This window comes from Paludibacterium purpuratum (assembly GCF_004363805.1).
In the GTDB taxonomy this organism is placed as follows: Bacteria; Pseudomonadota; Gammaproteobacteria; order Burkholderiales; family Chromobacteriaceae; genus Paludibacterium; species Paludibacterium purpuratum.
This window is the reverse complement of sequence record NZ_SNZP01000011.1, coordinates 3,594-18,112: the sequence shown is the minus strand read 5'-3', so window position 1 is coordinate 18,112 and position 14,519 is coordinate 3,594. Positions and strand designations below refer to the sequence as shown.

Here is a 14,519-nt window from a genome sequence, read left to right as displayed (position 1 = left end):
TTAAGTCGATAACTAGTCATCATAATAATGCGTGGACGATTACATTGTCCCAAGGAGAAGTCCCCATGCGTGTTTTTGTTACCGGCTCGACCGGCTTTATCGGCACCCCGGTCGTCAACGAGTTGATCGCCGCCGGGCACCAGGTGCTAGGCCTTGCCCGCTCGGATGCGGGCGCTCGAGCGCTGGCTGCGGCAGGCGCAGAAGTCCATCGCGGCTCGCTCGACGACCCGGATAGCCTCAGACGCGGCGCCGCGGCGGCGGATGCGGTAATTCATCTGGCGTTCATCCATGACTTCTCCAGATTCCAGGAGAACTGCGAAGTCGACCGCCGCGCGATCGAAGCGATGGGCGCCGAACTCGCCGGTTCCGGTCGACAGCTCATCGTCACCTCGGGCACCGCCGGCATGGCTCAGCCAGGCCAACTGGCGCGCGAAACGGATGTCTTGCCACCGGATGCGCCCCTGCCGCGCGTCTCCGAGCAGACGGCGCTGGCGCTGCTGGACCGCGGCGTGCGTGCCTCGGTTATGCGCTTGCCGCAGGTGCACGACACGTTAAGGCAGGGGCTGGTGAGCTACTTGATCGCGCTGGCGCGGGAAAAAGGCGTGTCGGCTTATGTCGGCGACGGCAGCAATCGCTGGTCCGCCGCCCATGTGCGGGATGTGGCGCGGCTCTACCGGCTGGCGCTGGAAAAAAACGAAGCGGGCGCGCGCTACCATGGCGTTGCCGAAGAAGGCGTGCCGATGCGGGACATTGCCACCGCGGTCGGCCGTGGCCTGCGGCTGCCGGTGGTGTCGCTGACGCCGGACGAGGCGGCATCCCATTTCGGCTGGCTCGGTATGTTCGCCGGCCACGACCTGTCGGCTTCCAGCGCCATCACGCGGCAAAACTTAAGCTGGCAGCCCACCGGCCCGGGCCTGATCGCCGATCTGGAACAGATGGATTTTGCCTGACCGCGCGGAAGGCCGTCTCGAACCGGGACGGCCGTCACTGCATGGGCTGCCGGATGATGGTTTTCCATTTCGTAGGATCGGCCTTACGGATATCGCTCAAATAAATCTCATGATGCTTGCCGCGACGCTGCCCTCTTGCATCGATGAACTGGTGGACCTTTTCAACCGTGGGGCCTTCCGCGGTGAAGGGGCCGATATGCATGATTTGCGCACACAGGCCCTCCGAAAAGGCTTCGAAGCGTAGCTTGCCCATGGCCGCCGGGTTCTTTTTCTTTTTCACCTCGGCCATGGCGAGCTCGATCATGGCCGGCGTGACGAACGGCGGCTGCGCAATCATCATGGTCCACTGCCAATTCGATTTGTCGTCGGTGGCGAAACTCGCCATATCGTCGGCCCACCACAGCCCTTCCAGTGGCATCACACCGTAATCGATAGCCAACGAGCCTTTTTTCACCATGAACTTCACCGCATAGGCAACGGCATATAACACTTCGATGGCCTCGGCATAGGCCGGCGAAGTGTTGGGATCGCCTTCGCCATCGACCATCAGATAATGGGTTGTCGGCACATCGACCTGAGCCACTTCTTTGGCGGAGGGTTGATAGAGGTGTTTCAGTTCTTTTTTGAAATCGATTTTGTCCACGGAAACTCCCGAGCTCGGTTAACGGGTGTCAGTGTACGTGGCGTCGACACATTGCTGTTACCGCACTGCTGATTTTTTCGCTCTAACGCATAGACCATTATCATTCGAATTACAAAATGATAAAGTATTCCATACCGCACCAATCGGTATGATGCGTCAGCAAATATTTATAATTTCAAAAAGCGGCTACAGCATGGTTTACCTTCGCCAAACCCTTAGCAATTACTCTAAACTCATCGTTTTATTTTCGGCCATTCTGCTCACGGCATGCCAATCTGTTGGTACGCAATATAAGTTTCCCACAGCGGCAGAAAAATCCGCCAATTTTCAACCAGTAGATCGACCATTCTTAGCCAGTCTGGTAGAGACCCATCGGCTATACATCAACAATTTTAACGAAGAGGGCTGCTATAGCGGTCGCACGCTAATCGACGGCCCAGTTAAATTAAGAGCGAACGAGCCGATCACCATCACCTACGAAGCTTCTTTTTCTGCAGAATCCCCCGCGTCGGTGCTGGAAGAAAAATCCTGCCAAATCTTCTTCAGGTTCACCCCCCGCGAAAATGCGCATTACCGCGTTCAGACCGAGATAAATGTCAGCGCAGCGGCCGATACGCCGGGCATCAAAGCCGGCACACCCATTTGCCGCATCATGCTGCAACAGGTGATGAACGATGGCTCGGTCCAACCTGAGCCAATGGTTAGCCTTTCGCTCCGTGCGAAAAAATGGGCTTGCTTCAAGATTCAGTCGAAAGAGGAATGGCTGGCTGAAGCCAAGGCCGACGAAGAGGCCGACGCACGAGAAGAGGCGCAAGACGCAGCGGAAGAGAAGGCAAAAGAAGAGGCTAAGGCTAAAGCCAAAGCGGCAGCCAAAACACCTGTTGTGGCCCAGTGATCCGCGCAAATCGCAAACCGTGCCGGTTTGGTTTGCGAGCGATGGCTTGATTTTCAGCATTTACTGACAGCCGCGCTTGGTTGTCGGCTGGGCGAGGTAGGCGGTGCGGCAGGCGCCGTCAGTGGCGCGGGCTCGTGGTGCGGAAACACTATCGAACCCGCAGACCAAACGAACTCATCACAGGAGCTAATATGGCCAGTCCTGATGTGAAACGCATGAAAGCAATTGGAATTTGAAATGGAAGAGGCAATTACTGAAATCAGAAGGCACTTCAAAAAATCACGCGCTTTTTTGAATAATTTGCGTTACCTGACGATTTCAGAAGAGCAACCTTCGTGGATGAGCATATATGATCCACTGTATGAGGTAATAAAAAAACAGGCTTTCTTGATAAGAAACGGTTCTGTGCATTGGGCTGCCGTAGTCCAGGCAAACTGCATGCTGTTTTCGCCAGGAAAGAACAACTGTCCGGCACACCTTATCTACTGCCCAGGCAATGAACTCGATGCTTCGCTGGATGAGCTGCGTGCCCTCGCGAGTGAAGTCTATCAGCTGAAAAACACAACGCCGGAGGACCCGGAAAAAAGAAAAATAGCCGACATGCTAACCGACGAGTTTGAGCGGGGCATGGGGTGGTATTTGCCAACACAGCTGTCAGACATCCCCGTCAAGTCGACGGCATTTATGGTCTTCCGCAGGCACCTCCCAAACCGGATGTTGACCGCAAGCATATTCCCAATCCTGGCTCACCCTTCCACGGAAGCGACCTTGATGGTTCCCTGCATGTATTGGCCAGCCTCGTTAAAAGAAAAATGGGTACACCATGATTTGGGGTAAGCGGAGCCAAAGCCTCCCGCTCGAATGCTTGCAATATCCAATTTTCAGCATTTACTGACAGCCACGCTTGGTTGTCAGTTGGCGTCTGGCTGGGTAAGGTAGGCGGTGCGGCGTCCGCCGTCAGAGGCGCGGGCTCGAGGTGCGGCAACACCATCGAACCCGCTGACCAAACCAACTCATCTCAGGAGCTAGTATGGCTACTCGAAATGGTAATGCAGTCGCTGTCTTTTCTCAAAACCCGGATTCCCGCCAACAGCAGTTACTTTCCCTGATTTCCGTGTTGTGCTTGCCGCGCGGCAGTCGAGCAAATTCCGACGAGTGCCGCCTGATCGTCGATAGCCGCTTGCCGTGGGCGTTCGAGCCGATCGATGCCAACACCTCATGGATGTATCTGCCCAAGGCCGCGCATGTGCGCGAGCTGGCGGGGTGCCTGGTGCTAACGGCCGATTAAGGCTATCAACCAGAGGCGAGGGGCGTAGCCCCTCGGCTACTGTGAGTACTGAATGCGGGGCGATGTTATGAGTGCACTGATCCTCTATACCACCGAAGACGGCCGCAGCCAGATACAGCTGCGGGCCGAGGAACAAACTGTCTGGCTGACGCAGCTAGAGATGGCCGAGCTATTTGATGCGACCAAACAGAACATCTCGCTGCACCTGAAAAACTTGTTTCAGGACGGGGAGCTGGACTCGGCGGCAACTGTCAAGGAATCCTTGACAGTTCAAACAGAGGGTTCCCGTCAGGTGCAACGCATCGTGGCGCTTTACAACCTGGACGCCATTTTGGCTGTTGGCTACCGGGTGCGCTCGCCACGCGGGGTGCAGTTCCGCCGCTGGGCGTCTACAGTGCTCAAGGCGTATCTGCTCAAGGGTTTTGTGCTGGATGACGAACGCCTGAAGAACCCGGATGGCCGCCCGGACTACTTTGACGAGATGCTGGCGCGCATCCGCGATATCCGTGCCTCGGAGAAGCGCTTTTATCAGAAAGTGCGCGATCTGTTCGCCTTGTCCGTCGACTACGACAAGACCGACCAGGCAACACAGACTTTTTTTGCCACCGTGCAAAACCTGTTGCTCTACGCCGTAACGCAACAGACTGCAGCGGAGCTGATCATAGCCCGCGCCAACCCCAATGACAGCCACTTCGGCCTCTCGCAGTGGCAAGGCACCAAAGTACGCAAGCAGGACATCCTGGTCGCCAAGAACTACCTGACCGAAGACGAGATCGACACCCTGAACCGTCTGGTGGTGATCTTTCTGGAAACGGCGGAACTGCGCACCAAGCGCCGCGAGGCCATCCCCATGAGTTTCTGGCAACAGAATGTGAACCAGATCATCGACAGCAACGGTTTTCCCGTGCTCACGCATGCGGGCAAGGTCAGCCACGTGCAGATGGAACAGGTCGCGAACGAGCGCTACCTGGACTACGACCTGCGTCGCAAACAGGACGAGGCACGTCAGGCCGACGCGCAGGATGAAGCCGAACTGAAAGCGTTGGAAAACACCTTGAAGCAACGCGCCAGAAGACCGTAGTCAACATAACCGGACGAGATCGATCAGGCGACAGGGCCGGGCCTTTCTTGTTGCTCACGGTTCACCATGTTGGCGTTGGATCATGAGTCACTCAGAGCAACGACTCTTCTTTTCCAAGAGAGCACGCACCGGTACGGGAACAGCCCATGCAACAAGAAAGAGCTGACCCAGAGTCCCTGAATGAGGCTAGTCGGTCAATTTATCACGGTAGTCGTCCAGGATTACTTGTACGTTCCGATCATCCTTGTATCTGACGTCAAGCTGTTTGAATTGACGCTTGGCCGCGTTGCAGTAGTGGTTGGCGGTACGCCCCAAGCGTTGCTGCTCTTGGACGGAACTGGGACCGCCAATTTCGCCTAGAAAGTACTCGCACAGGTCTGCGGTATCCACAAATTTTTCACGTCAGGATTCTGCGTGCTAATGGCGAATGCGGGTAATGCCAGTAGCACCAAAACGATGATATCGGCTGGTCTCTACAGAAATCCCAACATGCTCTCTCTTCAAGCCTCGATCTCGCTACGGCAATGGCACAGAGACCGTCCGCAACGCACGACAACAGTTCGCTTGCACAACATAACTGATGAGCCCGCAAACGCCATAGCAGACCACGTAGACCATCAACGGCCACACACTATATATCGCGAAGCTGCTCTTCCCTGCCAAGCCCCACAACGGCAGCACACTGATGACGGACAAAACCAACATCGGTACCCACGCCAACAGGATCAACCCCAAAATGCGCCAAACATTGCCTCGGGCTAACGCCCATGCCTCGGCAATAGGGCGAGCGACACCAAGCGCACGCAATGGCACCGCCAAGACTAAACGCGTGCGTATCCATGCATATACCAACACCAGTGATGCAACCAATCCAGCTGCAATAAACCAATGCCGAAGGTTTATGAATGTCATGATGACAAATGACAGAGGGATTGTGATGGCCATCAATAACGCACCGCTTAGCAAAACCACCAGCACCTGAACCCACAAGCATTGCCACAAAAGACGATCGACTCTGAAAAACCGCCAACCGGGCCGAAACTCACCGTGCGCAGTGGCACGAACGATGCCGATGGAAAACGCCAGATCGGCCAAAAACGCCAACACGCCCATCAGTACAACCACGGAGGAAGAGGATGCTGTTGCCCAATGCAAATGGAGTGCGATATAGATGGGCTGCAGCAACAGCACGCCGATCAGGATCGCAAACGGCCAAGAAAAATTGCCGCGCTCGCGCCAGATAAAATCATAGCTCTCACGCAAAATGGCGATGAATGACAGCTTCTTGTTGATCGTATTCAATGCAGATCCCCCGCACCTATTCGTCCGACAGCATGAGTATGTTCAAAGAGCCTACCGATTCTGCTAACTGCAATCTGGCCAAATACCAATTGGCGACGCTCGCAATTTGCTGTTGATCGGCTTGGCTAAGCGTATTTTGCACTTGAAGCATTTCTACAATGCCAGTGATTCCCAATCGATAGCGCCGTTGTGCTGAGGCCAACGCAGCGCGGGCGGTATCTCTTGTCTCTCGTGCCGAGCGAAGATTCGCTGTCGCCGTCTCCAACGCTTTCTCACTTCGCCAAACATCGTGGGCGACTTGCTGCTCCGCATCCTCGAGCGAGCCTCGTTGCTCGTCCACTTGTGCTTCAGCGGACTTCACCCGGTATAGCCGACCAAAACCTTCAAACAAGGGCACGTCCAGCTGTAAGCCGATATAGCGCTCGTGCATATTGGCATTCAGATTCGGCTCGCCCAATCCTTGGTTCACCGGTTGCGTGTTGCGAGCCAGTTTGCTGACCAGACTGAGTGTTGGCCGCCCCTGCGCCCTCACAAGATCCACATTGGCCTCCGCCGCAGCGAGATTTGCTCGCGCGCTAAGAATAGAGGGATGCAAGCGTGCCGCATCTATCAGCAGTTGCTGTGTCGATTTAACAAACGACATATCGCCATGCGGGGAGTCCGGCATCGGAACCAATTGCAATGGTTGATCTGGCGCGATACCAATATCGAGCGCCAGGGCACCTTGGAAGGTGTCCGCGTCCCCCTCGGCTTTGATTCGATTGAAGGTTGCCTGAGCCAGCGCCGTTTGCGCTTGTAATTGTTCGCTGATTGGCGCGACGCCGCCTTTCAACCGCGCGGAAGCAATTTCCAAGCTCTGCTGGGCAATTGCTTCCGCATCACGAGCGGCCCGTACACTGGCATACCCGGCCAATGTCCCATAATAGTCACGCGCGGTGTTGAGCAGGGTCGTTTGCAGTTGTGCTGCGTCGTCTTGCTGGGAGGCTGTCAATAGCGCCTTGGCTTGATCGAGCGCCGCGCCGCGTACGCCAAAATCGAACAACACCCAGTTGAGACTTAAGCTGTCGGCCTGATAGCGAGCCTTGAGATCGCGACTTAACAGCGGCTGGTTATCGACGCGTGTAGCAGTGGCATCGTGCACAGACTGAATACTGGCACTGACGGTGGGCAGATAGGCCGAACGTGCAACGCCAATCTCGTTAGCACGCTGCATGACGCGCGCCCATGCCGCATGCCCCTTGGGATTAGTACATAGAGCAAGCTGCTCAGCTTCTATCAACGTGAGCGGTAGTCGTACTCCCCCTCTGCAGCCATCACTATCAATAGATTGCCTCTCCGCGACTGTACCCTCCCCTGTGAATAAAGGATCCAGTGCGAACGTCTGTGACACCGTCAGAAAAAATAGGACGACCCCCCAGCCAACACGGCGTACGGCAATGCTCACTTCGAGCATGCGGCCTCTTTCATATGCATTGGGCATTTTTATTTTTAACGCAATCTTCGTTGACATTAAAACAACAAATCCACACCCGGCGATGCACTGAAACAAAACAATAATTTCATTATTAATCAACCTATTGGTTTAAAAATTAACAATTAGCAATGTTTTGGCATAATTAAACATCATTTAAGCTTTATCTTAATTATACCATCGGCAACGTCTAACAATAACGTTTGTTTATGGCATCTATAACGACAGCGGAAGGCCATCCCGCACCAGGTGTCAGCGGTTTGATCCTGATCGCCCATTACCATGGCATTGCGGTCGAGGAGGCGGCGCTACGACATCAAGCCGCGTGCCAGCAAGGGGATTTTGACGAACCGACGTTGCTGCTCAGCGCGCGCACGCTAGGGCTCAAAGCGCGGGCGGTCGATATCCGTCCCGGCCGTCTCGCACGCACTCCGATGCCCTGTTTGGCGCTATGCGCCAACGGCGCGCATTTCGTCATCGCCCGAATCGACGGCGATAAGGCCTTGGTGGTGTTGACACCGGGTGCGCGTCCAGAGGTACGCCCCATATCGGAGCTAACAACCTTCTGGTCGGGAAGAGCGCTCCTCTTTGCCTCGCGCGCATCGCTCGCCGGCGAATTGGCGCGTTTCGATTTCTCTTGGTTCATTCCGGCGCTGGTGAAATATCGACGGCTGTTGCTGGAAGTGTTGGCCGTTTCCCTCGTGCTGCAGTTGTTCGCGCTGATCTCGCCACTGATGTTCCAGGTGGTGATGGACAAGGTGCTGGTCAACCGCACCTATGGCACGTTGGATGTCGTCTGTGTCGCGCTGTTGATCAGCGCCGTGTTCGAAGTGGCGCTGACCGGCTTACGCAGCTTCGTGTTCGCGCACACCACCAACCGAATCGACGTCGAGTTGGGGGCTCGGTTGTTTCGACATTTGTTGGCGCTACCATTGCCATATTTCGGCGCGCGCCGCGTCGGCGATACCGTGGCACGGGTGCGCGAATTGGAGAACATTCGAAACTTTCTGACCGGGCAGACACTGACCGCCGTCATCGATGTGGTGTTCTCCGTCATCTTCATCGGCGTGATGTGCGTTTATAGCGTGAAGCTGACGCTGATTGTCGCGCTCTCGCTGCCAGCTTATGCCTGCGTATCGATGTTGCTCGTGCCTATCTTGCGCGGCCGATTGAACGAGAAATTCGCACGCAACGCCGACAACCAGTCGTTCCTGGTCGAAACCGTGTCGGGCATCGAAACGGTGAAATCCCTCGCCGTCGAACCCCAGTTCACCCAGTTTTGGGACAAACAGCTGGCCAGCTACGTTGCCGCGGGCTTTCGTGTCAGCAGCCTCGCCAATGTGGGCCAACAGGGCATCCAATTGATCGGCAAGCTGGTGAATGTCGCCACGCTCTGGCTGGGCGCGCAATTGGTGATTGAAGGCCAACTGACGGTGGGGCAGTTGATCGCTTTCAATATGATGGCGGGCCGGGTGTCGACGCCGATTCTGCGTCTGGCCCAGTTATGGCAGGACTTCCAGCAGGTCGGCATTTCGATGCAACGGTTGGGCGATATTCTCAACACCCGTAGCGAATTGCCGGCCAGCCGCCAAGCTTTGCCGCAAGTGCGAGGGGCGATTGAATTTGAGCACATTCGCTTCCGCTATACCCCCGATGGCCCGGAAATTCTCAAAGATGTCAGCTTGACTCTGCACCCGGGGGAAATCGTCGGCATTGTCGGCCGCTCCGGTTCTGGCAAGAGTACGCTGACCAAGCTGTTGCAACGGCTGTATCTGCCCGAAGCGGGACGGGTACGCATCGACGGCATCGACCTGGGGCTGGCCGACCCGGCGTGGCTGCGGCGCCAAGTCGGCGTGGTACTGCAGGAAAACCGTCTATTCCATCGCTCCATCCGCGACAACATCGCGCTGGTCGATCCCGCCATGCCGCTGGAGGCGGTGATGCAAGCGGCGAAGCTCGCCGGGGCCCACGACTTCATCGTCGAGCTGCCGGAAGGCTACGACACCAAGGTCGGCGAACAAGGCACCGGGCTCTCCGGCGGGCAACGCCAACGTATCGCCATCGCCCGCGCCCTCATTCACAACCCGCGCATTTTGATCTTCGACGAAGCCACCAGCGCACTCGACTATGAATCGGAGCGCATTATCCAAAACAACATGCAGGCCATCTGCCAGAACCGCACGGTGCTGATCATCGCCCACCGGCTATCCGCAGTGCGCATCGCCCACCGCATCGTCGCCATGGACAAAGGCCAGATCGTGGAGACCGGTCCGCACGAACAACTGCTGCAACAGGGCGGCTACTATGCGCGCCTGGTCGAGCTGCAGGGAGGCTAGATGCGACTGTACTGGCAATCCTTGCGCGACTTGGCGCAACGTTATCGGCAAGTGTTCGCTTACGCCTGGTCGATCCGCGATCAATTGGAAAGCCCCCAACGCCAGCGCGACGAGTTGGCCTTTCTGCCGGCACATCTGGAATTGGCCGAAACCCCGGTACATCCTGCGCCGCAGTGGGCCTTGCGGCTACTGATGGCTTTCAGTCTGCTGGCGCTCCTGTGGTCGGTGTTCGGTAAGCTGGACATCGTGGCCACCGCCCATGGCAAGTTGGAACCGGATGTCATGGTCAAGGTGATACAACCGATGGATACCGGCATCGTGCGCACGATCCAGGTGCAGGATGGTCAGCGCGTGCAGGCAGGCCAACTGCTGCTGGAACTGGATCCGACTCAAGCTCAGGCCGATGCCGGCAAGACCCGGGCCGCGCTGCTCGACGCCAACCTCGCCGCCGCGCGCGCGGAAGCCTTGTTGGCCAGCCTGCAAAATGGCAAACCGCCACGGGTGGCTCCGATCGACGGAGAGCCCACCATCCGCCAACAAGAAGCGCAACATTTCGTCGAAGGTCAATTTGCCGAATATCAGCAAAAGACCGCCGCGAACCAATCCGAATTGTTCAAGCGCCAAGCGGAGCTGCAAACCGCACAGGTCGAAATCGCCAAACTGCAGCAAACCGTGCCGATGGCGCGCCAAGTCGCACAGTCGTATGCGGCGCTACTGCCGAGTGGCGACGTATCCCGGCAGGAATATTTGGAGAAACAGCAAACCTATGTGCAGCAACAGCATGATCTGCTGGCGCAACAGAGCCACGTCCAAGAGCTGCGCGCGGCCACTGAGGAGCAACGTCGCAGCATCGACGCCACCCGCGCCGAATTCCAACGCGACCAACTGGATGCGCTAAATCAGGCGCAACAGGCATTGGCGCAAAGCCAGCAGGAGGCCGCCAAGGCGATCCAGCGCCAACAACGCACCCGCTTGCTAGCACCGGTTAGCGGGACGGTTCAGCAGCTCGCGGTGCACACCGTCGGCGGCGTGGTCACCACCGCCCAATCGCTGATGGAAATCGTGCCGGACGATACGCTGGAAGTAGAAGCGCAGATCGAGAACAAGGATATCGGCTTCGTTTACCCCGGCCAGCCTGCGGAAATCAAAATAGCCACTTTCCCCTATACCCGCTACGGCACCCTGCCGGGCAAAGTCATCCGCGTCTCCAACGATGCCAGCCAGGACAAGAAGCTGGGCCTGGTGTTCAAGGCACGCATCCGTCTGCAAACCAACCGCATCCGGGTGGAAAACAAATGGATCAACTTAACGCCGGGCATGGAGGTGACGGCGGATATTAAGACGGGGAAACGCCGGGTGATCGAGTATTTCCTAAGCCCGTTGGTGGAGTATACGGGCGAGAGTTTTAGAGAGCGGTAAAAACACAGAAGAGGCACATACTAAAAACCATGAAAAACCCGCAAAGCTTAATTAGCAAGTTCAATGGCCTCGTCAACAAAACCGCCGATATATCTGCAAATATAAATAACAAACTATTTATGGAAAATAAAGTGCCACGTTCTAATAAAAATTTCCACATCTTTAAATTTACTATATTTTCACTCATTTGGGCTTTTTCATGCTTCCCACGATATCTATCGGCACAGCCAATTTGTCATTTTCAATTCAAAAAAGAAACAATAAACGCAATAAGAAACTCTCAAGCACGCTCGATTCTCTCTCCTGCGGGCATGGCCGTCGACTCACACGGAATTTTATATATTTGCGACGACAGTGGATCACGAATAATTTCCATAAACCCAAACGGTGTTGTTAAAAATTACGCTGGAACATTCGGACAAAATGGGTTAGCAGATGGAAAAGCAAATAGCGCAAAATTCAATAGGCCTATAGGAATAGCCATTGATGATCACGATACCGTGTTTATTGCCGATGCAGGCAACAACGCAGTCAGGATGATTGCCAACGGAGTTGTTAAAACTCTTTACCACGACGCAGGCGACTCAGAAGAGACCATTAATTTATATTTCCCCAAAGCCATCGTTGTTGACGCACATCGAAATTTATTCATTTCCAATGTCAATACAATAAGCAAGCTATCGAAAAATGTGATTGCTATATTTTCTGGAAACAGAAGTGATAAATGTCTTGGCTTATGCGAAACAATAAGCCGTGACGGAAATGCAAAAAACGCAATGTTTCACAGTGTTGATGGGATGTTCTTAAACAAGAAGGGGGAGATTATCGTTGCCGACAGCGAGGACAACCAGATACGGAAAGTCTCGCCCGATGGAACTGTTTCGACCATAGCAGGATTTTTAGGCAAGCGCGGATACCAAGATGGCAATGTGCTCATTGCTCAGTTCTCGGCACCTACCGATGTAGTTCAGGGGGCTGACGAAAGTATATACGTTGCGGATATGGGCAATCATGTCATCAGAAAAATCTCGACTGATGGCAGTGTAACAACCTTTGCAGGATCGATGTTGAATATCGAAATTAAAGATGGTTTTCGCGCTCAAGCTGGTTTTTCTCGCCCCTCACGGATGGCCATCGACTCTATTGGCAACATCTATATCACCGAATCTTATTCAGGGAAAATCAGGAAAATAGATAAAGAAGGAAATGTAAAAACTGTAGCAGACATAGACAACGTGCATTAATTTAACAAGGAGATGATATGAGTGAAAATACAATAAATGCGAAAGGGCCACTTGGGGGAAATATCTCCATAGACCCTCTAACAAAAACCATAAGCTATACCAGTCCAACAGGAAGCGTATATTCAGCACAATTTGACGCTGAGCAAACAAAATTTTCCTTACACATTCCTGGGGCAGGCGATCTTACATTCTCAAAAAATTCCAACAACACCTACTCAATTGGTGGTGATTTTTCGAATGTAAAATCTGGATATGACATATCCGGTAGTATATCGATAGATCCAAAATCTCTCGCCATGCAAGGAGTCTCGATTGACGTAAGATTTGGCACAGAAAGCAATAATATTTTTGGATCGATGAGTTTTTCTATCAACCCCAATGGCAACATCGTCAACCAAACGGATTTTGGGATTACCGTTTTAGGAAAAAAGGTCGACATTCAAACCAATGGCACTTACGATCTCAATAGCTTCTTTGACAATTACAAAGTCAATGAGATCAAAGAGCTTAATTTGCTTTACGGTCAATATTCAGAAACAGAAACAACAGTTCTTGACTCGACTACGGTGCAAAAATTGGCCGAAGCCGTCTACCCATACCCTCAAGTCGCCTCAAACAGCGATACTATCCCGGCGGATCCTTATGCCGCACAGCGGCAGGCCCTAGTCAATCAACTCTCCTCGATCACTAGCACGCAAGACTCCGCACCAAGTGCTACAAGTACAACATCCACTATCACAAACCCAGATGGTAGCAGCCAAGTAACGACCACCAACCCGGATGGCAGCGGTTACAGCATAACGTATTCACCGTCTGGAACGATTGAAAGCGTCAGCCAAGTTGCTACCGACGGCTCGACCAGTTCGGTTACAGATAACCCAGACGGCACAATCAGCGGAGTATCCATCCGCCTTGATGGCACAGCCACTTACACCTCCACTTACTCGGACGGCACATTCCTGTCAGACAGTTACAATGCGGCTGGACAAGAAGTGAGCGAACAATGGAGTGATAACCAGAATACGGTCTACAGCAAAACCATCAATCCTGATGATGGCACTGCTACGACCTCCGCGCAGTTTACGGATGGCAGCCAACAGGTCACGACCGAGAATGCTGATAGCACTAGTAGTAGCGTAACTTACTCCGCTACGGGTACGGTGATCGGTACTAGCGAAACCGCCGCCGACGGCACGGTCACCTCGACCACCACTAATCCGGACGGTACAGTCAGTAGCTCCACCATCAACGCCGATGGTTCGGCCAGCTATACCACGAAGTACCAGAACGGCACTTACCTCTCCGATAACTATGACCCCAATGGGGTGGAAGTGAGCGCCAAATGGACTGACGACCAAAACACCACCTACAGTGAAACCTTCGACGCCAACGGGACTTCAACCACCACCGCCAGTTTCAGCGACGGTAGCCGTGAAGTAACTACCGACAACGCTGATAACACCAGCAACAGTACCACCTACTCCGCCACGGGCGCAGTAATTGGCACTAGCGAAACCACTGCCGACGGCACGGTCACCTCGACCACCACCAATCCGGACGGTACAGTCAGCAGCTCCACCATCAACGCCGATGGTTCGGCCAGCTATACCACGAAGTACCAGAACGGCACTTACCTCTCCGATAACTATGACCCCAATGGGGTGGAAGTGAGCGCCAAATGGACTGACGACCAAAACACCACCTACAGTGAAACCTTCGACGCCAACGGGACTTCAACCACCACCGCCAGTTTCAGCGACGGTAGCCGTGAAGTAACTACCGACAACGCTGATAACACCAGCAACAGTACCACCTACTCCGCCACGGGCGCAGTAATTGGCACTAGCGAAACCACTGCCGACGGCACGGTCACCTCGACCACCACCAATC

The 14,519-nt window shown here is 54.5% G+C and carries 12 protein-coding genes; 9 read left to right on the top strand and 3 right to left on the bottom strand.

Features of this window, described 5'->3' with window-relative positions; translation table 11 throughout:
- Positions 1 to 65 precede the first annotated feature (65 nt).
- Complete coding sequence (locus tag DFP86_RS13505; protein ID WP_133682103.1) at positions 66 to 950, top strand: SDR family oxidoreductase; 885 nt, start codon at positions 66 to 68, stop codon at positions 948 to 950.
- Between the two features lie 34 nt (positions 951 to 984).
- Here DFP86_RS13505 and DFP86_RS13500 read toward each other — a convergent pair whose 3' ends face one another.
- Positions 985 to 1,593 carry a GyrI-like domain-containing protein gene (locus DFP86_RS13500; protein ID WP_133682100.1) on the bottom strand — a complete coding sequence of 203 codons (609 nt, stop codon included), beginning with the start codon at positions 1,591 to 1,593 and terminating at the stop codon, positions 985 to 987.
- 148 nt (positions 1,594 to 1,741) lie between these two features.
- Between DFP86_RS13500 and DFP86_RS13495 the strand changes: the two genes are divergently transcribed.
- The 4 genes from DFP86_RS13495 to DFP86_RS13480 all read left to right on the top strand — a co-directional run bounded on the left by DFP86_RS13495 (position 1,742) and on the right by DFP86_RS13480 (position 4,857).
- Positions 1,742 to 2,488 (top strand): hypothetical protein, encoded by a 747-nt coding sequence (locus tag DFP86_RS13495; protein WP_133682098.1) that lies wholly within the window; start codon positions 1,742 to 1,744, stop codon positions 2,486 to 2,488.
- Positions 2,489 to 2,725: 237 nt separating this feature from the next.
- A complete protein-coding gene (locus tag DFP86_RS13490) occupies positions 2,726 to 3,325 on the top strand; it encodes a hypothetical protein (RefSeq protein WP_133682096.1) in 600 nt (199 codons plus the stop codon).
- A 193-nt stretch (positions 3,326 to 3,518) separates the two neighbouring features.
- On the top strand, positions 3,519 to 3,776 hold the full coding sequence (locus DFP86_RS13485) for a hypothetical protein (protein WP_133682094.1): 258 nt from the start codon (positions 3,519 to 3,521) through the stop codon (positions 3,774 to 3,776).
- A gap of 67 nt (positions 3,777 to 3,843) precedes the next feature.
- Complete coding sequence (locus DFP86_RS13480) at positions 3,844 to 4,857, top strand: virulence RhuM family protein (RefSeq protein ID WP_133682093.1); 1,014 nt, start codon at positions 3,844 to 3,846, stop codon at positions 4,855 to 4,857.
- A gap of 516 nt (positions 4,858 to 5,373) precedes the next feature.
- Here the strand turns inward: DFP86_RS13480 and DFP86_RS13475 are convergent.
- Both DFP86_RS13475 and DFP86_RS13470 read right to left on the bottom strand, forming a co-directional pair.
- Positions 5,374 to 6,159 carry a hypothetical protein gene (locus DFP86_RS13475; RefSeq protein WP_133682091.1) on the bottom strand — a complete coding sequence of 262 codons (786 nt, stop codon included), beginning with the start codon at positions 6,157 to 6,159 and terminating at the stop codon, positions 5,374 to 5,376.
- 16 nt (positions 6,160 to 6,175) lie between these two features.
- Positions 6,176 to 7,732 carry a TolC family protein gene (locus DFP86_RS13470; protein WP_133682089.1) on the bottom strand — a complete coding sequence of 519 codons (1,557 nt, stop codon included), beginning with the start codon at positions 7,730 to 7,732 and terminating at the stop codon, positions 6,176 to 6,178.
- Between the two features lie 107 nt (positions 7,733 to 7,839).
- On the opposite strand from DFP86_RS13470, the gene DFP86_RS13465 reads away from it, so the two are divergent.
- From DFP86_RS13465 to DFP86_RS19345, 4 genes are all read left to right on the top strand, one after another.
- On the top strand, positions 7,840 to 9,966 hold the full coding sequence (locus tag DFP86_RS13465; protein WP_133682087.1) for a type I secretion system permease/ATPase: 2,127 nt from the start codon (positions 7,840 to 7,842) through the stop codon (positions 9,964 to 9,966).
- Entirely contained in the window at positions 9,967 to 11,385 is a 1,419-nt protein-coding gene (locus tag DFP86_RS13460) for an HlyD family type I secretion periplasmic adaptor subunit (RefSeq protein WP_133682085.1), read from the top strand.
- Positions 11,386 to 11,414: 29 nt separating this feature from the next.
- Entirely contained in the window at positions 11,415 to 12,629 is a 1,215-nt protein-coding gene (locus tag DFP86_RS13455; protein ID WP_133682083.1) for an NHL domain-containing protein, read from the top strand.
- A 17-nt stretch (positions 12,630 to 12,646) separates the two neighbouring features.
- Positions 12,647 to 14,519: hypothetical protein (locus DFP86_RS19345; protein ID WP_166642275.1), on the top strand; the 1,873-nt coding region annotated here is incomplete at its 3' end.

Coding starts and splice junctions, on each gene's coding strand:
- DFP86_RS13460 (WP_133682085.1), top strand. CDS start 9,967: ATGCGACTGTACTGGCAATCCTTGCGCGACTTGGCGCAACGTTATCGG.
- DFP86_RS13490 (WP_133682096.1), top strand. CDS start 2,726: ATGGAAGAGGCAATTACTGAAATCAGAAGGCACTTCAAAAAATCACGC.
- DFP86_RS13505 (WP_133682103.1), top strand. CDS start 66: ATGCGTGTTTTTGTTACCGGCTCGACCGGCTTTATCGGCACCCCGGTC.
- DFP86_RS13455 (WP_133682083.1), top strand. CDS start 11,415: ATGAAAAACCCGCAAAGCTTAATTAGCAAGTTCAATGGCCTCGTCAAC.
- DFP86_RS13495 (WP_133682098.1), top strand. CDS start 1,742: ATGATGCGTCAGCAAATATTTATAATTTCAAAAAGCGGCTACAGCATG.
- DFP86_RS13485 (WP_133682094.1), top strand. CDS start 3,519: ATGGCTACTCGAAATGGTAATGCAGTCGCTGTCTTTTCTCAAAACCCG.
- DFP86_RS13480 (WP_133682093.1), top strand. CDS start 3,844: ATGAGTGCACTGATCCTCTATACCACCGAAGACGGCCGCAGCCAGATA.
- DFP86_RS13465 (WP_133682087.1), top strand. CDS start 7,840: ATGGCATCTATAACGACAGCGGAAGGCCATCCCGCACCAGGTGTCAGC.